Origin of the sequence: Arthrobacter sp. AFG7.2 (assembly GCF_002892835.1) — a bacterium.
Taxonomy (GTDB): Bacteria; Actinomycetota; Actinomycetes; order Actinomycetales; family Micrococcaceae; genus Arthrobacter.
This window is the reverse complement of sequence record NZ_PJMB01000006.1, coordinates 219,670-241,722: the sequence shown is the minus strand read 5'-3', so window position 1 is coordinate 241,722 and position 22,053 is coordinate 219,670. Positions and strand designations below refer to the sequence as shown.

Annotated in this window: 18 protein-coding genes; 14 read left to right on the top strand and 4 right to left on the bottom strand. The window is 64.7% G+C overall.

Annotated features, from left to right (window positions below; all coding sequences use genetic code 11):
* The 5 genes from CXX84_RS13030 to CXX84_RS13010 form a co-directional block, all read left to right on the top strand.
* A partial coding sequence (locus CXX84_RS13030; protein WP_146031881.1) for a carbohydrate ABC transporter permease occupies window positions 1-328 on the top strand: 328 nt, incomplete at its 5' end.
* Between the two features lie 131 nt (window positions 329-459).
* A complete protein-coding gene (locus CXX84_RS13025; RefSeq protein ID WP_102977122.1) occupies window positions 460-2,478 on the top strand; it encodes a pectinesterase family protein in 2,019 nt (672 codons plus the stop codon).
* A 199-nt stretch (window positions 2,479-2,677) separates the two neighbouring features.
* Window positions 2,678-3,541 carry a sialate O-acetylesterase gene (locus tag CXX84_RS13020; RefSeq protein ID WP_102977121.1) on the top strand — a complete coding sequence of 288 codons (864 nt, stop codon included), beginning with the start codon at window positions 2,678-2,680 and terminating at the stop codon, window positions 3,539-3,541.
* Window positions 3,538-4,827 carry a polysaccharide lyase family 1 protein gene (locus tag CXX84_RS13015; RefSeq protein ID WP_223253091.1) on the top strand — a complete coding sequence of 430 codons (1,290 nt, stop codon included), beginning with the start codon at window positions 3,538-3,540 and terminating at the stop codon, window positions 4,825-4,827. Before CXX84_RS13020 ends, CXX84_RS13015 begins: the two co-directional genes overlap by 4 nt.
* Before the next feature lie 98 nt (window positions 4,828-4,925).
* Window positions 4,926-5,138, top strand: coding sequence for a dodecin (locus CXX84_RS13010; protein ID WP_102977120.1), 213 nt, complete (start codon window positions 4,926-4,928; stop codon window positions 5,136-5,138).
* 78 nt (window positions 5,139-5,216) lie between these two features.
* Here CXX84_RS13010 and CXX84_RS13005 read toward each other — a convergent pair whose 3' ends face one another.
* The gene (locus tag CXX84_RS13005; protein ID WP_102977119.1) at window positions 5,217-5,432 is read right to left on the bottom strand and encodes a hypothetical protein; all 216 of its coding nucleotides are present in this window, start codon (window positions 5,430-5,432) and stop codon (window positions 5,217-5,219) included.
* Window positions 5,433-5,564: 132 nt separating this feature from the next.
* Window positions 5,565-6,467 carry a helix-turn-helix transcriptional regulator gene (locus CXX84_RS13000; protein ID WP_102977148.1) on the bottom strand — a complete coding sequence of 301 codons (903 nt, stop codon included), beginning with the start codon at window positions 6,465-6,467 and terminating at the stop codon, window positions 5,565-5,567.
* Between the two features lie 194 nt (window positions 6,468-6,661).
* Between CXX84_RS13000 and CXX84_RS12995 the strand changes: the two genes are divergently transcribed.
* From CXX84_RS12995 to CXX84_RS12965, 7 genes are all read left to right on the top strand, one after another.
* Window positions 6,662-7,483 carry an aldo/keto reductase gene (locus CXX84_RS12995; protein ID WP_102977118.1) on the top strand — a complete coding sequence of 274 codons (822 nt, stop codon included), beginning with the start codon at window positions 6,662-6,664 and terminating at the stop codon, window positions 7,481-7,483.
* Between the two features lie 37 nt (window positions 7,484-7,520).
* Window positions 7,521-8,492: an aldo/keto reductase gene (locus CXX84_RS12990; protein ID WP_102977117.1), complete on the top strand. Its 972-nt coding sequence runs from the start codon at window positions 7,521-7,523 to the stop codon at window positions 8,490-8,492.
* Entirely contained in the window at window positions 8,486-9,514 is a 1,029-nt protein-coding gene (locus tag CXX84_RS12985; RefSeq protein ID WP_102977116.1) for an SDR family oxidoreductase, read from the top strand. Before CXX84_RS12990 ends, CXX84_RS12985 begins: the two co-directional genes overlap by 7 nt.
* 161 nt (window positions 9,515-9,675) lie before the next feature.
* On the top strand, window positions 9,676-12,228 hold the full coding sequence (locus tag CXX84_RS12980) for a rhamnogalacturonan lyase (protein ID WP_102977115.1): 2,553 nt from the start codon (window positions 9,676-9,678) through the stop codon (window positions 12,226-12,228).
* Window positions 12,229-12,257: 29 nt separating this feature from the next.
* On the top strand, window positions 12,258-13,091 hold the full coding sequence (locus tag CXX84_RS12975) for an aldo/keto reductase (RefSeq protein ID WP_102977114.1): 834 nt from the start codon (window positions 12,258-12,260) through the stop codon (window positions 13,089-13,091).
* A gap of 133 nt (window positions 13,092-13,224) precedes the next feature.
* Window positions 13,225-13,491: a GlsB/YeaQ/YmgE family stress response membrane protein gene (locus tag CXX84_RS12970; protein WP_102977113.1), complete on the top strand. Its 267-nt coding sequence runs from the start codon at window positions 13,225-13,227 to the stop codon at window positions 13,489-13,491.
* A 110-nt stretch (window positions 13,492-13,601) separates the two neighbouring features.
* Window positions 13,602-14,198, top strand: coding sequence for a hypothetical protein (locus CXX84_RS12965; protein ID WP_102977147.1), 597 nt, complete (start codon window positions 13,602-13,604; stop codon window positions 14,196-14,198).
* A gap of 143 nt (window positions 14,199-14,341) precedes the next feature.
* Here the strand turns inward: CXX84_RS12965 and CXX84_RS12960 are convergent, their stop codons facing one another.
* Complete coding sequence (locus tag CXX84_RS12960; RefSeq protein ID WP_102977112.1) at window positions 14,342-15,157, bottom strand: putative protein N(5)-glutamine methyltransferase; 816 nt, start codon at window positions 15,155-15,157, stop codon at window positions 14,342-14,344.
* Window positions 15,158-15,258: 101 nt separating this feature from the next.
* Between CXX84_RS12960 and CXX84_RS12955 the strand changes: the two genes are divergently transcribed.
* Together CXX84_RS12955 and CXX84_RS12950 are read left to right on the top strand one after the other, a co-directional pair.
* Window positions 15,259-16,305, top strand: a complete 1,047-nt coding sequence (locus tag CXX84_RS12955) for a lactonase family protein (RefSeq protein WP_102977111.1) — start codon at window positions 15,259-15,261, stop codon at window positions 16,303-16,305.
* A 334-nt stretch (window positions 16,306-16,639) separates the two neighbouring features.
* A complete protein-coding gene (locus CXX84_RS12950; protein ID WP_411266214.1) occupies window positions 16,640-19,636 on the top strand; it encodes an alpha-amylase family glycosyl hydrolase in 2,997 nt (998 codons plus the stop codon).
* Between the two features lie 94 nt (window positions 19,637-19,730).
* Here CXX84_RS12950 and malQ read toward each other — a convergent pair whose 3' ends face one another.
* On the bottom strand, window positions 19,731-21,965 hold the full coding sequence (gene malQ, locus CXX84_RS12945) for a 4-alpha-glucanotransferase (protein WP_102977109.1): 2,235 nt from the start codon (window positions 21,963-21,965) through the stop codon (window positions 19,731-19,733).
* Between the last annotated feature and the right edge of the window lie 88 nt (window positions 21,966-22,053).

The window sequence follows — 22,053 nt, the reverse complement described above, 5'->3', positions numbered from 1 at the left end:
CGACGACGCCGCCCAGATCGACGGCTGCGGGCCCTTCAGGACATTCCTGCGCGTCATCCTGCCGCTGTGTGTTCCGGCGATGGCCACCACCGCCATTTTCACATTCATCTCCACGTGGAACGAGTTCTTCGGCCCCCTGCTCTACATCCAAAACCAGGACCTTTACACGGTGCCCCTGGCGCTGCGGGCCTTTATGGATTCTGAAGGGCAAAGCATGTGGGGCCCGATGTTCGCCATGTCCGTGGTGTCGATTGCACCCATCATCGGGTTCTTTATCGCCGGCCAGAAGTACCTCATCAACGGCATCGCCACCACAGGCCTTAAGTAGCACAGGCCCTAAGCCGAAGGCCTGTACGGGCCCAAGATGAGGCACACTCTCCGCACGCATCATCCGCTCAACAACCGACATTGCACGTGCCCGGGCTGGAGGCGGCCCGGGCGTGCAACAAAGGAGTTTGTATGAATCTGCGACGCCTGCTCGGCGCGGCCACCGCCGTCGTGATGCTCGGAAGCCTGACCGCGGCGCCGGCCGCCACCGCCTCCCCTGCCGGAGGAGCACCACAATCCGGAATTTTGCCCGCCACCCTTGCCCCGGCTGCCGAAAGCACCCCGGAAGCGATGTGGAAGCAGACGCCGGACGGCTTCGCGGCGCTGCCCGGCTACGGGCTGGCCGGAACCACCGGCGGCCAGGCGGGCCGGATCGTCACCGCCACCACCATCCAGGAACTCAAGGACCATGCCGCGGCACCCGAGCCTTTGGTTATCTTCATCCGCGGCAGCCTCAAAGCCGAGGACTACATCAAGATCCCGGTCGCTGCCAACAAGAGCTTTATCGGTGTGGGCGCCGGCTCCGAGGTGGTCAACGCCGGCTTCAAGCTCATCAACGTCTCCAACGTCATCTTCCGGAACTTCACCATCCGGGATTCCTACATCCCCGGCGACTGGGACGGCAAACGGCCGGACAACGACCGTGACGGGATCCAGCTGGACACCACCCACCATGTCTGGGTTGACCATATGAAGATCCAGCGCATGGGCGACGGCCTGATCGACACCCGCAAGGACTCGGACCTCGTCACCTACTCCTGGAACGTTTTCGCCGACAACAACAAGGCCCTGGGCGTCGGCTGGACCTCCAACGCCGTGACCAGGATGACCATCCACCACAACTGGATCCGCAACACCACCCAGCGGAACTTCAGCCTGGACAACACCGCGGCCGCGCACGTCTACAACAACTACCTCCAGGACATCGGCCAGTACGGGATGATGGGCCGCAACGCCGCCAAAGTGGTGCTGGAAGGAAACACGTTCACAGCGGTGCAGGACCCGGTCGTGGCCAAAGACCCTGTCACCGAGGTGGTCAGCCGGGACAACATCTTCAATGGCACCCGTGGGCGCAGGGATAATGTGGGCGCCGCCTTCGACCCTGCCCGGAACTACGCCTACCAGAAGGACGACCCCGCCCGGGTTCCGGAGATCGTATCCAACGGAGCCGGCCCCAGGGAGAACAGCGCCCCAAATACGACGACGGCGATCACCGTTGCCCTGGACGGCACGGGCGACTTCGGCAGCCTGCAGGCCGCAATCGGATCGATTCCAAGCGGAAGCACCCTGCCCCGCACCATCACCGTCAAGCCCGGCGTCTACCGCGAGGCAGTGCATGTCTGGGCCGACCGCCCCAACCTCACCATCCAGGGCGCCACAGCCAACGCGTCCGACGTCGTGATCTCCTATGACACCCCCGCCAACGGCGTGAAGTTCTTTGGCGGCACCTGGGGTACCGCCGGAAGTCCAACAATGACTATCTCGGCGGCCGGAACAACGGTGCGGAACCTGACGGTTGAAAATTCCTACGATGAGGCCGCGAAAGGCCCGAGCCAGGCACTTGCCGTCCGTAGCGTTGGTGACAAAGTCACCTTTGATGGCACGCGGTTCCTCGGCAACCAGGACACCTACCTCGCCGATACCGCGGGTCGGGACGCCACCGCCCGCACCTACCTCAAGAACTGCTACATCGAGGGCGACGTCGACTTCATCTACGGCAGGGGCACCGCCGTCCTTGACGGCTGCACCATCCACTCGCTGGACCGCGGAAGCTCAACCAACAACGGCTATGTCGTGGCGCCGAGCACCAAGAACTCCAACCCGTACGGCATCCTGATCGTCAACAGCACCCTCACCTCCGATGCCGCACCGGGGACGGTCAGCCTGGGCCGCCCCTGGTTCGCCAGCAGTGATCCGGAGGCCCTCCCCATGGCCGTCATCCGGGACTCCGTCCTGGGCAACCACATAGCGGTCCGCGGCTGGGCAGACATGGGCGGGCACTCCTGGATCGAGGGCCGGTTCGGCGAGTACAACAACAGCGGACCCGGAGCCTACATCAACGAGTTCCACCCGCAACTGTCCAGCGAGGATGCCGCCCGCCTCACCATCGAGGCTTTCCTCGGCGACTGGAAGCCTGCCGCCCGTGGCTGATGCGGACAAAATTCACACGCTGACCATTCAATAGCGTGCGAGTAGGGGGGGGCCGGCTCCGGTTCACCAGGGTTCCGGCCTCCCCCAGTCCCACACCCCTAAGCCAGGCTCCCCTGCCTGGCCTTCCTTCGAATCCAGAAGAAGAACCTGTCATGAAAAGTTATGCCCGGCGGAAAGCCACCAGGATTGGCCCGCTCCCGTGACCGGGGACCAAGGGTACGACGTCGTCCTGGTTCTCGGTCAGTCCAACGCCTCCGGCACTAACACGGACTTTGACCCCAAAGGCCCCGATGCCCGGGATCCGCGCATCATGACCTTCCCGGCAACCGGAGACGCGACTGGGAGGATCGTCCCTGCAACAGAGCCTTTGGCCCCCATCGGCGGGCACCCGCCCGGCGGAATGGGGCCAGGAGGGCCTTTCGCGGCTTTATTGCTGACAACCTTGCCGCCGGGCCGGCGCATCCTTATCGTCCCCGCCACCATGGGGGGCACCGGATTCCGCCGGCACGGGACCTATCCCGGCGTGTGGAAAGCCGGCCTGGACCTGGATGGCGCTCCGAACCTCCTTTCGATGGCCATTGACCACCTCCGCAAAGCACTCAGCTCCGCCGGTCACGGCAGCCGCGTAGCCGCTGCCCTGTGGCAGCAGGGAGAAGCCGACCGCGGGCGCAGTGAAGCAGAGTATGCGGCCGACCTGGACGAGCTGATCGCAACCATCCGCCGGGAAGTCCCCGAAGCATCCCGCGCACCGTTCCTGGTAGGCGGGCCCCCTAAGGAGCGGGTCCGGGCATATCCGGACCATGCCGGCGTCGACAACGCCTTGCGGAAGACGCCGGCCAGGACAGCCAATACCGGTTACGCCGAGCCGCCGCCGTTTGGCTACGTCAATGACGGGACCACGCATTTGACCGCCCAGGGCCAGCGGATCCTGGGCGGTAACTACTTCAGGTCCTACACGCGCCTGGAACATCCGGCAGGCCTCACCGTCGACGCTCTGCGCCGGCCCGGGGCCGGGGCCGGGGCTTCCGACGGCCCACAAACCTACAACCAGGAGAATCGATGATGATATCCATACCGCTTTCCATCGTGATGGCAGCCGCCGTTGCCCTCACGCCGTCCGTTCCCTTCCCGGCATCGGATCATGCACAAGGCGCGCCCGCAGCCCGGGAGCTCGGGCGGCAGGTCCTTGCTGACGGCGACGGATGGGCGTCTGTCGACGGCGGGACCACAGGTGGCGCCAATGCGGCGCCCGAAGACGTGCACCAGGTTTCAACGAGGGATGAACTTGCCGCCGCTGTAGCGGGCAATGAACCCAAGATTGTGTACGTACAACGGGACATCAATGCTCATACGGCTTCGGACGGCACCCCGATCATCTGTGAAGACTATGCCGTGGACGGCTATTCGCTTGCCGCTTACCTCGCGGCCTTCGATCCCTCACACTGGACGGGACCCGCATCAGGCCCCCTTGAAGATGCCCGCAAGGCGTCGAGCGCCAACCAGCGGGAGCAGATCAGGATAAACGTCGGTGCCAACACAACGATTGTGGGTGCAGGCGACGTCCAGCTCACGGGATTCACGCTGAATATTGACCGGGTGGACAACGTGATTGTCCGCAATCTCCAGCTCTCCGACGCCTACGACTGCTTCCCCGGCTGGAACGGTGACACGTGGAAAACGGAGTGGGACAACCTGGTGGTTTCCGGGTCCACCCATGTCTGGCTGGACCACCTGACGCTTGACGACGGCGGTACTGCCGACGCCGAACAGCCCAAGTACTTCGGTGAGCCCTTCCTGCGGCATGACGGGCTTCTGGACGTCGTGCGCCAGTCAGACCTGGTGACCATCTCCTGGAGCAGGATGGCGGGGCATGACAAATCGTTGCTGTGGGGCAATGGCGACGGCGTTACGGCAGATCGCGGCCGGCTCCGGGTCACGCTGCACCACAACGAATTAGTGGACCTTGGACAGCGCGCGCCCCGGGTCCGGTTTGGGCAGGCACATGTCTACAACAACGTGTACCGGGTGACCGACGCCGGCCAATACCAGTACTCGTGGGGTGTGGGCGTAGAGTCCAGCATCATCGCGCAAAACAACACTTTTGAGCTGGCGGCAGGCATTCCCCCTGCCCGGATAATCGGCACCTTTGGTGGCACTGGAATTGACGAGCAGGGCACGTGGGTCAACGGACGGCACCTCAGCGTACTGGACGCCTACAACTCGGCCAACCCTGGTGCTGCCCTGGCACCGGACGTGCAGGGAACATCCGGCCCGCACCTGCCCGTGGAACCTGCTCCAGCGGCACGGGAACGGGTAGACCGCGAAGCAGGCTCCGGCGTGCTCCGCTGAAACAAGCATCTGCACAGGGCTGGTCAACGTTCCGGGACTGCTACTAGTCTTCAAGGACCGCCCGCAACCGGGAGCACCGTTGATCACGAGGAGCGAAGTTGGCCAATCATACGTACAGCATTTCTGAAATCGTCGGCACATCGGACCAGGGTGTGGATGATGCAGTCCGCAACGGAATAGCCAAAGCGTCCCAGACCCTCCGCAACCTTGACTGGTTCGAGGTCAAGGAAATCCGCGGCCACCTGGAAGAGGGCAAGATCGCCGACTGGCAGGTCACCATCAAGATCGGTTTCCGGCTCGAAGAAGAGTAGATTTTCCGCTCGATGGCTCGCAATTGGCCCCGGAGAAAGACATTTCCCGGCCGTCAACTGCGAGCCATCGTTGTTTAACTAGTTCGCTGAGACAGCACCGGACGAGCGCCGGCGCCAGACAGTTGGAACGCCGTCGAACGCCGGAAACACGTGGCCTTCGAAGAAGGACAGCACGGTGTGCGGGTCGTGATCTGGACTCCACAGACCGGAAACCGGGCAGTGTGAACCTGTGGCGGTAGACGGTGCGCCGGCGGTGGCACTCCGGCGTTCCTTGAGCAGTGCGATGCGTTTCATCGTTGAGACCATCCTTGGTGGAGAGGAAAACTGTGTTCCTCCAGCCTAGGAATCGGTCCCACCCTTCCCCTATGGGCTCGTGGCCAGAATCACGTGCCCCATCTGGCCAAAAGTACAGTGCTTCGGACGCCGTTACTCACCGTGCTCCGCAGCGGCCGCAGCGGCATCCCGTCCGGCCTCGGGCTCACGGACCGGTTCAGCGGCGCCCAGGCTGCCGAGCAAGGCCAGGGCATCGGCCGACGGCGAGCCCGCCCGCGCCGAGTACACCCGCAGCGTCTGGTCAGGATCGTCCGGGAGGACCAGGTTTTCGAAGTTCAGTTCCAGGTCCCCGACGGCCGGATGGTGCAGCCGGACATTGCCTGCCGAACGGGTGGCCACCCGGTGCCCGGCCCACCATTGGCGGAAATGCTCGCTGTGCACCGCGAGTTCGCCCACCAGCTGGTTTGCCTGGGCGTCGTTGGGGTGCCTGCCAACATCCACCCTCAGTGCGCCCGCGGCTTCAGCTGCAACCGTTTTCCAGTCGCGGAAAAGCTCACGTGCCGCAGGATCAAGGATGAGCCAGCGGGTGAGGTTCCGTTCGGCTGCCGGGAGCGCAGGAAAATCCGCAAACAGGAGGAAGGCCATCCGGTTGCCGGCCAGCACATCACTGCGCCGCCCCAGCACCAGGGCCGGAACATCGCCTACCGCTTCAAGCAGTTGGCGAAGGGCCGGGCGTACACCTTGCGCCACCGGAGCGCTGGATCTCGCGGTTCCGGCGCAGTTTTCGAGCAGGTCCAGCATGTGCGCATGCTCGCTGCCGTCCAGTCGCAAGGCCCGGGATACCGCCTCTAGGACAGTCCGTGAAGGATGGATGTTCCTGCCCTGCTCCAGCCTCACGTAGTAGTCGGTGCTGACTCCGGCCAGCCTGGCCACCTCCTCGCGGCGCAGGCCGGGAACCCTTCTTGAGCCCGATGCGGGCCCCGCACCGGCATCCTCGGGACTCAGCCGGGACCGCATGGCTTTGAGGAACTTTCCGAACTCCGCGCTTTGACCCATGCAGACCATTGTGCCCGGCACCGTGGCTCTGTTCTACAACGAAGGTAGGACTGGCAGTCCTAGGAAAAAGAGAGTCATGTTCTCCTGCTGACTTCCCAGCCGAAAGTGCATAGGCTCAGTACCGAGCCAGCGGAAACCGCTTTCTCGCGTCGAGCCAACGGCACCCAACACCTGCACCTTCCAAGGAGCCTCCCATGTCAGAGCTGACACTCAACAACGGCGTCACTATCCCCCAGCTTGGTTTCGGCGTTTTCCAGGTACCGCCGGAGGACACCCAGCGGACCGTGGAAGACGCCTTCGAGGCAGGCTACCGCCACATCGACACGGCTGCCGCCTACCGCAACGAAGCCGGCGTCGGAGCGGCCATCGCCGCCACGGGCATTGCACGTGAAGACATCTTCGTCACCACCAAGCTCCGGAACGGCGAGCAGGACCGCGCCCAGGAAGCATTCCAGAACAGCCGCAAAACTTTGGGCCTGGACTATGTTGACCTCTACCTCATCCACTGGCCGGTCCCGTCGCAGGACCTGTACGTCCAGGCCTGGAAGGAGATGGAGCGGCTGTACGAGAACAACGAGATCCGCGCCATCGGCGTCTCCAACTTCCTCTCAGAGCACCTGGACAATCTCCTGGAGTCTGCGGAGATTGTCCCTGCCGTGAACCAGATCGAACTGCACCCCAGCTACCAGCAGGCGGAACTGGCCGCCAAGTGCCGGAGCCTGGGCATTGCGGTGGAAGCCTACAGTCCGCTTGGCCGGGGCGCCGACCTGAACGGAAATGCCGTGACTGCCATCGCAGACGCCCACAATGCCACTTCTGCCCAGGCCGTGCTCGCGTGGCACCTCGCCGCCGGAAACATCGTCATCCCCAAGTCAAGCCAGGCAGCCCGGATCCGCGAGAACTTTGCAGCGTCATCCCTCACCCTCTCCGAGGAGGAGCTTGCGGCCATCACGGCCCTGGAGTCGGGTGCCCGCCAGGGGTCTGATCCCGCCGTCGCCGCTTTCACGCAGATGTAAGCCAGCCGTCACGGCTGCACCACCGAAAGGACATCCCATGCAGTACACCCATCTGGGCCGCTCGGGCCTGAAGGTCTCCCGCCTCTGCCTCGGCACCATGAACTTCGGCCCGCAGACGGAGGAAGCAGACGCCCACTCCATCATGGACTCGGCACACGGGCAGGGCATCAACTTCTTCGACACCGCCAACGTCTACGGCGGCGCCGGCCATCGCGGCTGGACGGAGGAAATCATTGGCCGCTGGTTCGCCAAGGGCGGCGAGCGCCGTGAGCACACGGTGCTGGCCACCAAGCTGTACGGCACCATGACGGACCGGCCCAATGAGTCAAAGCTCTCAGCCCTGAACATCCGGCGTGCCTTGGACGCCAGCCTGAAGCGGCTGCAGACCGATTACATTGACGTCTACCAGTTCCACCACATCGACCGCGATACCCCGTGGGACGAGATCTGGCAGGCCATCGAAGTGGCTGTCCAGCAGGGCAAGATCCTGTACTCCGGCAGCAGCAACTTTGCCGGCTGGCACATCGCCCAGGCGCAGGAAGCGGCCCAGCGGCGCCATTACACGGGCCTTGTAAGCGAGCAGTCCATCTACAACCTGTTCATGCGCCAGGTAGAGCTTGAAGTGATCCCGGCTGCGCAGCAGTACGGGCTGGGCCTGATCCCCTGGTCGCCGCTGCAGGGCGGGCTCCTGGGCGGTGTGCTGAAGAAAGAGCGCGACGGCGTGCGGCGCACCGAGGGCCGGGCGGCGGAGACGCTCAAGAAGCATGAAGACCAGATCCGGCAGTACGAGGACTTCGCTGATGAACTCGGCCACGAGCCCGGGGACGTCGCCCTTGCCTGGCTTCTCCACCAGCCGGCGGTCACGGCACCCATCGTGGGGCCGCGGACCCAGGAACAGCTTGACGCCGCGGTCCGGGCGCTGGACGTCACCCTCGACGCCGACGCCCTCAAGCGGCTGGATGACATCTTCCCCGGCCACAAGACGGCACCGGAAGACTACGCATGGTGAACCTCCTCACCCCTGATGCGGACACGGTGGCGCCACGAAGCATCCTCTTCATCGGCGGCACCGGCGTCATCAGTACAGCGGCGGCACAACGCGCCGTCGCACTGGGACACCGGCTGACCATCCTCAACCGGGGCCGGTCCACAAGGCCGGTCCCGGAAGGGGCGGAAATCCTCACCGCCGATGTGCGGGATGCGTCCGCGGTCCGCGTCGCGCTCGCCGGGCGCGAGTTCGACGCCGTCGCGGACTTTATTACCTACACGCCTGACCAGGCGAAGGCCAGCCTGGACTTGTTCGGCGGCCGCACCGGGCAGTACGTGTTCATCAGCTCCGCGTCCGCCTACCAGAAGCCGCCCACCACGCTGCCGATCCGCGAGTCCACGCCACTGAAGAATCCTTTTTGGCAGTATTCCCGGGACAAGATTGCCTGCGAAAACCTGTTGTACGAGGCCTATCGCGAGCAGGACTTCCCGCTTACGGTGGTGCGCCCCTCGCACACCTATGACCGCACCAAGATCGCCATGGTTGGAGGCTGGACGGACATCCACCGGATGCGCGCCGGGCTGCCTGTCATGGTGCACGGGGACGGGACATCATTGTGGACGCTGACCCACAGCCAGGATTTTGCCAAGGCATTCGTGGGACTCCTGGGCCGGCCGCAGGCCGTGGGCGAGAGCTACACCATTACCTCGGACGAGTATCTGCCGTGGAACCAGATCTACCAGCTGTTCGCGCGCGCCGCCGGCGTTCCAGAGCCGGAACTGGTTCATGTGGCATCCCAAACCATCGCCGCCCACAGTTCTGAGCTCGGCGCCAACCTCCTGGGTGACCGCTCCCACTCAGTGGTCTTCGACAACACCAAGATCAAATCTCTGGTACCCGGGTACAGGGCCACCATTCCGTTCGCGGACGGCGCACGGGAGATCGTGCAGTGGTATGACGCTAACCCCGGACTCCAGGTGGTGGACCAGCAGTTCATGGAGTTGAGCGACAAGCTGACTGCCTGGGCGCGGAGCGGGGCCTAGATCCGGTCACTGCACCGCTCCGGCGTCCCAGCGCTTCGCCATTTCTACAACGTTCCAGATACCCCCTTTTGGTGCCCGCCGCAAGGCTTGTGCTGCGCGCCCCTCCCCCACTAAGTTTACGGGGAAGCGTTTTCCCGTCTCAAAATTGAAAGGATTCACTGATGAGTCCGCAGAGTACTCCCGTGCGCCTACTGTCCGTTGCCGCCGTCGGCATCGCACTCACTGTAGGCTGCCTCACCGCCCCGGCCGCCGCCGTCGAACGTTCTTCAAAACCCGGCGCCCCGGGCGTCCAACTTGACCACCTGGACCGCGGCCTGGTGGCAGCAAAGACGTCCGAAGGCGTCTTCCTCAGCTGGCGGCTCCTGGGCCACGAGGCATCAGGCTCCGCGGCCACCGGCCTCACCGGAACAGACTTTAACGTCTACCGGGACGGGCAAAAGCTCGCATCAGTCACTGACAGCACCAACTTCCAGGATCCCGCCGGAACTGCCGCCTCCGCATACCAGGTTCGGGCCGTCGTCGGCGGCGTTGAAGTGGACAGCAGCGCCACCGCCACGCCCTGGGGTGGCACGTTCAAGGACATTCCGCTGCAGAAGCCGGCGGACGGAGTCACCCCTGCCGGACAGGCGTACACCTACAACGCGAATGACGCCTCTGTGGGTGACGTTGACGGAGACGGCCAGTACGAATTCATCGTCAAGTGGGACCCGAACAACTCCAAGGACGTCTCCCAGGTGGGCTACACGGGCAACACCTACGTTGACACCTACACGGCGGACGGCACGCTCCTTCACCGGATCGACCTCGGCGTCAACATCCGCTCAGGCGCCCACTACACCCAACTCCTGGTCAACGATTTCGACGGCGACGGCCGCGCCGAAATGATGATGAAAACGGCTCCCGGCACCAAGACCAGCAGCTACAACGCCGACGGCTCCGTCGCCTCCGAAAGCTTCATTTCGCTGCTGCAGGAAGACATCCAGGCCGGCTACGCCAACTCGGACGACTACCGGATGAGCGCCGCGGACTACTACCAGCACATGGTGAAAACCTTCCAGGGCTGGCCCGACCATCCGGAGGTGAAGGCCGGCAACTGGCCCGCGACCCTGGAAGAGGCTTTTGGCATCGCGTCCAAATACCAGTACCCGCTGTCCCAGGCGGACGCCGAGGCCCTGACCGATTACTTCATGGACGTGTACGCCCCCTCGCGCAGCGCGCGCAACAACCTCCGCGCCTTCGAGGGCTTCATCGTGTCCGGCCCGGAGTACCTCACGGTCTTTGAGGGTGCCACGGGCAAGGAGCTCAAGACTGTGGCGTACGAACCCGGCCGGCACGACGACGGACTGATGTGGGGTGACTACGCCATGTCCCGCATTGAGCCGGGCAACCGCGTGGACCGGTTCCTTGCCGGCGTGGCCTACCTGGACGGCAGGAAGCCGGCCGCAGTGTTCGCCCGAGGCTACTACACCCGCAGCACGCTGGCCGCCTACACCTGGGACGGGTCCAATCTCGCGCCCTTATGGAATGTCGACTCGGGCTGGACCCCCATGACCAACCCGTTCAATGACGGCCCGCACGGCCGGGACGGTACCGATCCGGTATTCGGCAAGCTCACCACGCAGGGCTTCCACTCGCTCAGCGCGTCCGACGTGGACGGGGACGGCAAGCAGGAGATCGTCTACGGCTCCGCCACCATCGACGACGACGGTTCGCTGCTGTACAGCTCCTTCGACACCATGCCTGCAGGCAGTGCCACGCCAGGCGAAGAAGCCCGCCTTGGCCACGGCGACGCCATGCACGTCACGGACATCGACCCCGCCCGGCCCGGCAAGGAGATTTTCACGGTCCATGAGGGCGGCGCCTACGCCCCCTACGGCTACGCCATGCGTGACGCTGCCACCGGCGAGGTACTTTTCGGGGCCTACTCCGGCAAGGACACCGGCCGCGGCATGATCGGGGACGTGGACCCCGCCGTTCCCGGCATCGAGAACTGGGCCATAGGCATGCAGTCGGCCGACGGCGACAAGCTCTCCGCCACCACTCCCGGCACCAACATGAGCATCAGGTGGGCCGCCGACATGACCACCCAGATCATCAACGGCTCCGGTGACCAGACGCCCACCATCGATGACTGGAAACGCGGCAGGCTCCTGACCGCAACCGGGACCCGCACGAACAACGGCACCAAGGGCACCCCCAGCCTCGTGGCAGACGTCGTGGGTGACTGGCGGGAGGAGATGCTGGTCCGGACGGCTGACAGCTCCGCACTGCGCATGTACCTCAGCACCGAAGTGACGAACCATAAGCTCTACACCCTGATGCACGATCCGCAGTACCGTGCAGAGGTTGCCCGGCAGAACACCACGTACAACCAGCCCTCCTACACAGATTTCTACCTCGCCTCGGACATGGACTTCGCCGGGGTGCCCCTGCGCGCCGCCTGGCTGCCCGGCAGCGTGAAGGCGCTGCAGCACGTGCTGGAGGACCTGGTGGAGTCAGGAGACGTGTCCGGCCCTGTGGCCAGCCAGCTTGGTGCAAGCATCAAGCAGGCCGGGAAAGCTGTCGAGGACGGCGACGCTGCCAAGGCAGCACAGGCTATCCAGCGCTTCGTGGACTTCCTGGCCCGGCAGAAGGGCCCCGATGCTGTATCCGATACCGCCCGGGTGTCCCTCCAGTACAACGCTGACAATATTCTCAGGGCGTTCAAGGGATAAGACGGGCCAATCCGGGAGAGACTGATTCAATGACACGTGCACCGCTGATCAAACTCAATGACGGCTGCTCCATCCCGCAAGTGGGTCTTGGCACCTGGCCGCTGGACGACGACCAGGCGGCCACCGCCGTCGTGCAGGCCGTGGAAGCCGGGTACCGGCACATCGACACCGCCCTGAAGTATGGCAACGAGGAAGGTGTCGGCAACGGTATCCGTGCCAGCGGGGTGGACCGCGAGGAGCTGTTCATCACCACCAAGCTGGACGGCCAGCACCAGGGGAACGACAGGGCGGTTGAAGGACTGGAAGGCTGCCTGCAGCGGCTGGGGCTGGATTACGTGGACCTCCTGCTGATCCACTGGCCCCTGCCGGCGCGGGACGAATACATCTCTACCTGGAAAACTTTTGAACGGCTGCAGGCGGAGGGAAAGGTCCGTTCAATCGGGGTCTCGAACTTCAAACCCGCGCACCTCGAACGGCTGATGGCGGAGACCGACGTTGTGCCGGCCGTCAACCAGATCCAGCTGACTCCCGCGATCACCCGGGCGGCGGAGCGGGAATTCCATGACAAGCACGGCATCGTCACGGAGTCCTACAGCCCGCTGGGCGGCTCCGGTGCCAGATTGCTTGGCGCCCCGATCCTGTCCCAGCTCGCCGAAAAGCACGGTAAAACACCTGGTCAACTGGTCCTTCGGTGGCATATACAGAACGGAATTGTAACGATTCCGAAAACAGCTAATCCAGAGCGGATGAAGGAGAACCTGGACGTCTTCGATTTCGTCCTTGACCCGCAGGATCTAGCGGAACTGTCCATTCTTGACGAGGGTCCCGGCGCAGGCAACGATTCAGACGTAACAGGGCACTAAAACGGGTCTGAAGTGGGCTTTTTCCAGCATCCGGGGTTGGCAAATAGATAGTAAGCATGATTACTATTGAGGCAGAAGGATGAAGTGTCTCCGGGATCCGGAGGCCTCCTTTACTTAGGAAGAGGAACAAAAAATGGGATTCATTGCATTTCTAATTCTCGGACTTATTGCTGGTGCGATCGCTAAGGCGATCCTCCCGGGCCACCAGGGTGGCGGCTGGATCATCACCCTGGTCCTGGGCGTCGTGGGAGCACTCCTCGGCGGCTGGATCGGCGGAATGCTCTTCGGCACCGGTCTGCAGGAGTTCTTCTCCCTGCAGACGTGGCTGTTGGCCATCGGCGGTGCGCTTATCGTGCTGCTGGTGTACGGCATGATCACCAAGCGTGGTGCGCGCCGCTAACTAGCGGGCAAGCCAGGAAACCGGCCTGGGGACAATATCCCCAGGCCGGTTTTCACTTTCCCCGGCCCGCTGGCCGGAACGGAAAACTTCTCATGAAGCAGGAGTTCACAGTGAAAAACAAACTTCTTTTGGGCGTAGGAATCGCCGCCGGATACGTGCTTGGATCGCGGTCCGGACGGGCCGCGTACGACAAGCTCAAGGCCAGGGCTGCCGGCGTCTGGGACAGCAAGCCTGTGCAGGACAAGGTGGCTGTGGCAACAGAGGCCATCAAGGAAAAGGCGCCTGAGGTGGCTGACCAGTTGAGTGAGGCCGCCCGCCGCGCAGGAACAGTTCTCGGTTCCGCAATGCACCGTGAGGGCTCATCCGGTGACCGGAAGTCGTCAACGTCCGACGACGCCACACCAGCAGGTGCCTCCGGCACCGGCACCACGGGTACGTCAGGTGGTTTCGGGGCCACAGGCACCGCCGGAACCACGGATACGCTCGGGACGTCCGCCACCCTTGGTACCGCCGCCGCCGCAACGTCCGGGGTAGCAGGAACCTCTGGTGCTGCCGGAACTACTGGTGCTGCGGGGACCTCAGGAACGCTCAGCGACGCAGATGAACTCGGCGAGGACCACATCCCCGCCCACAGCACGCACCCGGAAACAACCAACCTTGGCACCACCGACGAAAACGGTCCCGCCGGGACCGGTTCGAAGGTGTAGCAGGTTACCCGGCCAGGAGGGCGAGGCTTTCCGCTTGACAGCGGGAAAACCCACCCTCTGTGCTACAACTGAATGGCTTTGCTGGCCGTCGCGATCCTTGGGGGACGCGGCGGCCAGCGGCGTCTCACGAAAAATTCATGCGCCTAGGGAAGCGGCGAACCGACCACAACGGTCCCATCCAGTTCTTCCGACCGCGCTGTCAGGGTTGCTAACCCGGCCGCAGCCATAAGCGCGGCGGTTGCCCCTGCCTGTTGCCGGCTGGTTTCAACAAGCAGGTGTCCCCCCGGAGAAAGCCACCCGGGGGCCTCGGCGGCGACCCGACGGTGAAAGTCCAGTCCGTCGACACCCCCGTCGAGTGCTGCGTGGGATTCATGGAGACGCGCTTCCGGGGGCATCGTCCTGATTGCCTCTGTAGGGACGTAAGGAGCGTTGACGGCCAGGACCTGCACCCTGCCCCGCAGCGCTGGCGGGAGTGCTGCGAACAGGTCACCCTGATACACGTGCCCGCCCACTTCGCCCACGTTCCTGCGGGCGCACTTCACAGCGGCAGCATCGATATCGGCTGCATGCAGTTGGATCCCGGAGTGTTGACGGGCAACAGCAGCGCCCACGGCACCTGACCCGCAGCAGAGGTCAACGACAATGCTGGGTACAGCATGTGGCATGTCCTGCAACAATGTCACTGCCTGATGAACCAGCAGTTCGGTCCGGCGCCGGGGCACGAAAACACCCGGCTCCAGGTCGATGCGGTGCCCGCAAAAGTCTGCCCAGCCGAGAATGAACTCCAAGGGAATGCCGGAAATACGGCGGCCCACCCATTCAGTGAGTGCGGCAGCACCCGGTGCCTCAGCTACCAGAAGCCGTGCCTCGTCTTCAGCGAAAACACATCCCGCGGCACGCAAAGCGGAAACAATGCCACTAAAAGAAGACAGTGCGGAAGTCACTTCATCAGCACGCATCAACACACCTTCCTGGAAGCTGATAGCCGGTAGCGCCGCTGGAGCCCCATGTTAACCCGCGAGTCCCCGCAGAAACATCACTTTATTGGCAGGATGGACCTATGACTTCGCCTGCCCAGCACCCTGTTATTTGGACCGGTACCTACACCCCGGACGGAGGAGGCCGGGCTGAAGGCATCGGTGCCCTCGCCGGGCACGAGGACGGGAGCCTCGAATGGCTGGGCACTGCCGTGAGGACGGATTCGCCGTCGTTCGTAGCCGTCCATCCCACGCTGCCCGTGGTGTACGCCGTGGCCGAACAGCGCAGGATGGTCCAGGCTTTCCGCCGCGCCGGCGACTTCGCCCTGGTGCCACTGGGCGACCCGCAGCCTTCCGGAGAAGCAACGTGCCACGTAGCCGTGGACCCGCAGGGCCGCTTCCTCACCGCCACCTGCTGGGGCGACGGACAGGTCCTGCTTTACGAGCTGGATGACGACGGCGGGATCACCGGCCGCTTTCCTGCGGCAGCCTCGGTGGATCCTCATGCCGGCCTCAATCCGGGTGAGCCCCGGCAGAGCAGGGCGCACGCCAGCCTGATGCTGGCTGACGGGCGCGTTATGACGACGGACCTGGGCCACGACACCCTCCGGATCTGGAACTACGTTCCGGGTGCTGGCCTGGTGGCTGACCACGAGGTTGACCTTCCCTACGGCAGCGGTCCCCGTCACTTGGTGCAGCATCAAAGCGGCAATGTCTTCGTGGTGTCGGAATACTCTGTTGAGGTGTTCATCGTGAGGTCCGAGGCGGGTACGTTCGAGCTCGTCTTCCGGGGCCCGGCCACCTCCGGCGGAAGCCTTGCGGATGATTCCGCCGCAGAAATCTGCCTGGGCCTCGGCGGCGCTTACGCCTACGTCGGCGTTCGTGGCTCCAATATCATCAGCGTGCTCGAGGTTGGGACCGGCGGGACCGAATTGCTCCCCGTCAAAGACATCCCCAGCGGCGGAAACTGGCCGCGGCACCACCTGGTCAGGGGGAACTGGCTGCACGTAGCCCATGAACGCTCGGACAATGTGGCCACTTTTGCCCTGGATGCCGCAACAGGCCTGCCCGGAGAAGTCGTCCACAACCTTCCGACGCCGTCACCCACCGCGTTGGTGCCGGCCGGCTGAGACGCGGTTTCTTGTCCCTTTCGCCGCGACGGCTGGTGCAGCGCTGAGGACAGTGCCAAAACACTGGAGTTATTGTGTGCAAGCGCTTACAGTTGTGGCGTGGTTCACAAGTAGGCGTACTTTCCTGTGAGCCGCATGTATTGCCGCCCGTTCTCCATCGGCAACCCTGTACAGCAGCGACGCTCCCAGGAAGGTCTCAGCCTTGTTATTCCGCACCCACTCCGGCGCGCCCCCGCGCACCCGAACATCCGCTACGTCCACACCCTCCCCCATCGCACCGGCCAGCGTTCCCCCTGGAACTGTCCGCGCCGCAGCCTCCCGTTCCGCCGCCGGCCTGCTGGCGGCCGCCGTCGTAATCTCCGCGGCGGTCCTCCCCGCCCAGGCCGCACCCGGACCCAAAGACCCGGGATCGGCGTCGGCCCTTCATTCGCTCCGCGCCCCCGTTACCGATGAGAACTTCTATTTTGTGATGGCGGACCGTTTCAGCAACGGGAGCACCGCAAATGATGACGGCGGCCTGGGTGCTGATCCCATGGTGTCCGGCTTCGACCCCACCAGGAAGGGTTTCTACAACGGCGGCGACCTGGCGGGCCTGCTGGACAAAATCGACTATATTCAGGGCCTGGGAACCACCTCCATCTGGCTGACCCCCAGCTTCAAGAACAAGGCCGTGCAGCCCGAAGACAAGTCGGCCGGGTACCACGGGTACTGGATCACGGACTTCACCCAGATCGATCCGCACCTCGGCACAAACGCTGAGCTGAAGGCCCTGATTGACGAGGCCCACGCCCGCGGCATGAAGGTCTACTTCGACATCATCACCAACCACACGGCGGACGTCATCGGCTATGAGGAAGGTGCGCGCAAGGGATACGTCTCCAAGGATGAAGTGCCCTATAAAACCGCGGCCGGCGAGGACTTCGATGACCGCGACTATGCCGGCCTGGACAGCTTCCCGGACCTCGACGCAGAAACATCCTTCCCCTACAAGCCGCGGCTGGAGGCGGGCGAGGAGAACCTGAAAGTCCCCAACTGGCTGAATGATCCCACGCTCTACCACAACCGCGGGGATACCACCTTCGCCGGTGAGGACGCGTACTACGGCGACTTCTTCGGCCTGGACGACCTGTTCACCGAACACCCCACCGTGGTGGACGGCATGAAGGACATCTACAAGACCTGGATCGGCGACTTCGGCGTGGACGGTTTCCGCATCGACACCATGAAGCACGTCAACAACGAGTTCTGGCAGGACTTCGGCCCGGACGTCCTCACCTACGCCAAGGAACAGGGCAAGGACGAGTTCTTTATGTTCGGCGAGGTCTTCGACACTACCAAGAGCTTCACCTCCCAGTTCACTACCCGGAACCAGATGCAGGCCGTCCTGGACTTCCCCTTCCAGGAAGCGGCCCGCAGCTTCGCCTCAAAGGGCCAGGACACCAGCGCACTGGAGACCTTCTTCGCCGGCGATGACTGGTACACGGACGCGGACTCCAACGTCTACCAGCTGCCCACGTTCCTTGGAAACCACGACATGGGCCGCATCGGCAGCTTCATCGCCGCCGACAACCCCGGCTCAACCGACTCCGAGCAGGTGGCCCGTGACCAACTGGCCCACGAGCTGATGTATTTCTCCCGCGGCAACCCGGTGGTCTACTACGGCGACGAGCAGGGCTTCACCGGCCCCGGCGGTGACCAGGACGCCCGCCAGACACTGTTTGCGAGCCAGGTTCCGGAATACCTCGACGACGACCTGCTGGGAACGGATGCCACCCACGCCACGGATAACTTCAACACCGGACACCCGCTGTACAGCAAGATCAGCGAGCTGGCCGCGCTCACCAAGGAGCACCCGGCCCTGCGCGACGGCGCCCACCAGCACCGCTACGCCTCGGGCGGCCCGGGCATCTACGCCTTCTCCCGCATAGACGCGGAGGACCAGCGCGAGTACGTCGTGGCGCTGAACAACAGCGAACAGGCCCGGACGGCCGAGGTGCCCACGTACATCGCCAAGCGCAACTACACGCGGATATACGGCGACGCCGCAGCTGAAGCCAAGACTTCGGAGGACGGCAAGCTCACAGTCACCGTTCCGCCGCTCTCCGCCGTGGTGTACCAGTCTTCCGGCCGGATCCCGCACTCCAAGGCCGCGCCCGCCGTCGTCCTCCAGGACCCGGCGGCGGCACCCGGTGACAACGGGCGCCTCAAGGTGACGGCCGACGTCGTCGGTTCCTCGTTCTACGAGGTCACCTTTGAGGCCAAAACAGCGGGCGGGGGCTGGGCGCCCATCGGCACTGATGACACCGCGCCCTACCAGGTGTTCCACGATGTAGCGGCGCTGGATGCAGGCACCCCGGTCGAGTACCGCGCCACCGTGCTGGACAATGGCGGCCACACGGCCACGTCGCAGTCCCGGACGGCCAGCGTCCCCGCTCCCATCCTCACGCTGCAGAAGCCGGTTGAGGGGAGCAGCGTTGAGGGTTCGGTGGAACTCAGCGCCACCGTTGATCCCGAGAAGGCAAGCCACACAGTGACCTTCGAGCGCCGCGTGGAAGGTGGCGACTGGACCGAGGTGGCCACCGATGATTCCTCGCCCGTGTACTCTGCCAGGGACGATGTCTCCGACCTCGATGACGGCACCACCGTCGCGTACCGGGCCACAATGACCGGGCAGGGCTTCAGCGTGGCCAGCGAGACCCGGACAGTCACCGTGGGCCAGGCACCGCAGCCGGATTCAGTCACCGTTGCCGGCTCCCTGAACCAGGCGATGGGCTGCGCTTCCCAGTGGGATCCATCATGCTCCCAGGCGATGATGACCCTGGACCCCTCGGACAGGATCTGGCGGCTCACGGTTGACCTGCCGGCAGGCCAGTACGAGTACAAAGCGGCGCTGAACGGCAGCTGGGCGGAAAACTACGGAGCCGGCGGTGCGCTGGATGGGCAGAACATCACGCTTGACCATCCCGGCGGACCGGTGACCTTCCGCTACGACAACAGCACGCACGTGCTCAGCGCCGTGTACGCCTCCGAGCAGCCCGGCGCCGTTGCGGCTGCCGGAAGCATGAACAGTGAACTCGGCTGCGCCACGGACTGGGAGCCGGCCTGCGACCAGGCCCAACTGGTGCTGGATCCGGCCGATCTTGTGTGGAAACTGTCCGCCCCGGACTTGCCCGCGGGCACTTACGAATTCAAGGCCGCCCTTGACCGGTCCTGGAACGTCAGTTATGGCGCGGATGGCGCATCTCCGGGTTCCAACATCGTTTTTGAGCACGACGGCGGTCCGGCCACCTTCCGTTACGACCACTTCACCCACGTAATCACGGCGGGCTAAAAGCAAACGCGGGGTCACTTCGCGCCCGTTCCGGATACCCCGGATGAGCGCCAAGTGGCCCCGCGTTGTTGTGTCCGGGTGAGCCCCGCTGCGTTCAGCCGCGCAGGGCTCCTTCCACCGCTGCAAGCAGCGTGTTGAACCGCGCGTTGGCCGGAAGGTCGTCGAGGAACACTGGCTTGCCGTCCGGCCCGCCCAGCGGAACCTGCCAGTTCGGGTACAGCGCTTCGGTGGTGCCGGGCTGGTTCTGGACGCGCCGCTCCCCCACCGCGTCCACGAGGGCAACGCCCAGCAGGACCGACGGCGTCTGGGTGAGCAGGAGGTGCAGCGCCTCGATGGTCTGCTCTTCCGTTTCCGCCGGCCCGTCCGTGTCCTTCCCGGGCAGGTAGCCCCGCTCCCGCACCAGGGCCAGCATCTTCTCCAGGGACGCGTTGTGCTCCGCACGTTCCTCAGCCTCGGACCGCTCCAACAGGCCCAGCCCGCTGCGCAACGCCACATGGTCGCCGGCAAGGTAGCCGGCCGTCGGGGGAAGGTCGTGCGTGTTGACGCTGGCGAGTGCCTGCGTCCGGTACTTTTCCGGCGCGAGGGGGGAATCGCCGTCGTACTCGAACCAAAGGATGGACGTCCCCAGGATGCCGCGGGCGGCAAGGTAGTCACGGACCCATGGTTCGAAGGTACCCAGGTCCTCGCCGATCACGACGGCGCCGGCACGCTGCGCCTCCAGGGCGAGGATACCGATCAGTGCCTCGTGGTCGTAGCGGACGTAGGCGCCGTCACCCGGCGCATTTCCCACCGGGATCCACCAGAGGCGGAACAGGCCCAGGATATGGTCCACCCGGATACCGCCGGCATGCCGGAGCACCGTGGCCAGCATGTTCCGGAACGGGATGTAGCCGGCCTCGGCCAGGCGGGCGGGGTGCCATGGCGGCTGTCCCCAGTCCTGGCCCTGCTGGTTGTACATGTCCGGCGGGGCGCCCACGCTGGTGGCGGGAGTCAAGACGTCCCGCAAGGTCCAGGCATCGGCGCTGCTGTGGTCCACCCCTACGGCGAGGTCGTGCACCACACCGAGCCTCATGCCGGAGCGCAGGGCCACCTTCTGGGCCTCCTCCAGCTGCTCGTCGCAGATCCACTGCAGCCAGCGGTGGAAGCCGATTCGGTCCGCAAGCTTTTCCCGCAGCGTCTCGGCCTGCGGCGTGCCCAGTGCCCAGTCCGGATCGGTCCACAGGGGGTCGTCCGGCGCAAGGTCCTCGCGGATCGCAGACCACAGCGCGAAGTCGTCCAGCCCTTTGCCCGAGATCCGGCAGAACTCATCAAAAGCAGCCTGCCGGGCCGGCGAGCGGCGTGCGTGGTAAAGCATCTCGAGGGCCTGGAGCTTCGCTCCATAGACGGCGTTCCGGTCCAGCCGCGCGCCGTCCCGGTTCAGCCCGGACACTTCCTCGCGCAGCTTCTCCACGGCCGCACGCCTGCGCGGCTTCAGGTAGGCCAGTTCCGGAACCGCCTCCACGCGGATGTACATGGGGTTGAAGAACCGGCGTGTGGAGGGCGAGTACGGGGATGGCTGCACCGGCGGCACCGGTTCGGCCGCGTGCAGCGGGTTGACCAGGACATAATCGGCTCCGCGTTCACCGCTGATGGCAGCAAGGTCGGCCAGGTCGGCGAAGTCGCCAATGCCCCAGGACCGCCTGGAGCGGACTGAGTACAGCTGGGTGGCCAGTCCCCAGCCCCGGCGCTGTTCGAGCGGTTTTGCGGTGGTCAGCTGGCGCGGCGTCACCACCAGTGTTGCTGACGCGGCCGCGTCTTCTGTCCGGGCGGTCAGGGTGTGCCAGCCCAAGGGCAGGTCCTGTGGGAGGGCGAAGGTGATACGGCGGGTAGCGGTGCCGTCCACGTCCATGGGTTGCTCCCAGACCTCTTGCTGGGCGGCGTCCACAGACCCGGCACCGTCTTCGAGGGAAATGCTCACCTGCACAGCGGCACCGTCGGGCACATGGGCCGGGACCAGCGCCGGCTCGCCCTGCTGGATGACGACGGCGGGTGGCAGCATCCGCCGCCACGGCGCCAGTTCGGCTTCCGCCAGTGCAGCCTCAATGTCCTGGTTCGTGCCGGCGTTGACGCCCAGGGCAGCCAGGACCTTGATCAGCGTCTCCTCAGCCACGGAGTGCGGCAGCCCGTCCCAGCCCTGGAAGGAGGTGCCCACGCCATGCGCGTCCGCCAGTTGCTGGAGCAGGTGGGCGTCCACGCCGCGGGCAGCATCCCGGCTCGCGGCAGGTGAAGGCGCCGGGGGATCTGCTGGCGCCCCTGGGCGATGTGAGTGCTGCTGGTCTGAAGCCGTCATGCGTGTCCGCCTCGTCTGGTGTGATGTGGCCCGAACTTACAGTGCTGCCTGTTGCAACGGGCGTCTGCACCCCCGCGCACAACCGATT

Coding starts and splice junctions, on each gene's coding strand:
- CXX84_RS13025 (WP_102977122.1), top strand. CDS start 460: ATGAATCTGCGACGCCTGCTCGGCGCGGCCACCGCCGTCGTGATGCTC.
- CXX84_RS13015 (WP_223253091.1), top strand. CDS start 3,538: ATGATGATATCCATACCGCTTTCCATCGTGATGGCAGCCGCCGTTGCC.
- CXX84_RS13005 (WP_102977119.1), bottom strand. CDS start 5,432: ATGAAACGCATCGCACTGCTCAAGGAACGCCGGAGTGCCACCGCCGGC.
- CXX84_RS13000 (WP_102977148.1), bottom strand. CDS start 6,467: ATGGGTCAAAGCGCGGAGTTCGGAAAGTTCCTCAAAGCCATGCGGTCC.
- CXX84_RS12995 (WP_102977118.1), top strand. CDS start 6,662: ATGTCAGAGCTGACACTCAACAACGGCGTCACTATCCCCCAGCTTGGT.
- CXX84_RS12990 (WP_102977117.1), top strand. CDS start 7,521: ATGCAGTACACCCATCTGGGCCGCTCGGGCCTGAAGGTCTCCCGCCTC.
- CXX84_RS12985 (WP_102977116.1), top strand. CDS start 8,486: ATGGTGAACCTCCTCACCCCTGATGCGGACACGGTGGCGCCACGAAGC.
- CXX84_RS12980 (WP_102977115.1), top strand. CDS start 9,676: ATGAGTCCGCAGAGTACTCCCGTGCGCCTACTGTCCGTTGCCGCCGTC.
- CXX84_RS12975 (WP_102977114.1), top strand. CDS start 12,258: ATGACACGTGCACCGCTGATCAAACTCAATGACGGCTGCTCCATCCCG.
- CXX84_RS12970 (WP_102977113.1), top strand. CDS start 13,225: ATGGGATTCATTGCATTTCTAATTCTCGGACTTATTGCTGGTGCGATC.
- CXX84_RS12960 (WP_102977112.1), bottom strand. CDS start 15,157: ATGCGTGCTGATGAAGTGACTTCCGCACTGTCTTCTTTTAGTGGCATT.
- CXX84_RS12955 (WP_102977111.1), top strand. CDS start 15,259: ATGACTTCGCCTGCCCAGCACCCTGTTATTTGGACCGGTACCTACACC.
- malQ (WP_102977109.1), bottom strand. CDS start 21,965: ATGACGGCTTCAGACCAGCAGCACTCACATCGCCCAGGGGCGCCAGCA.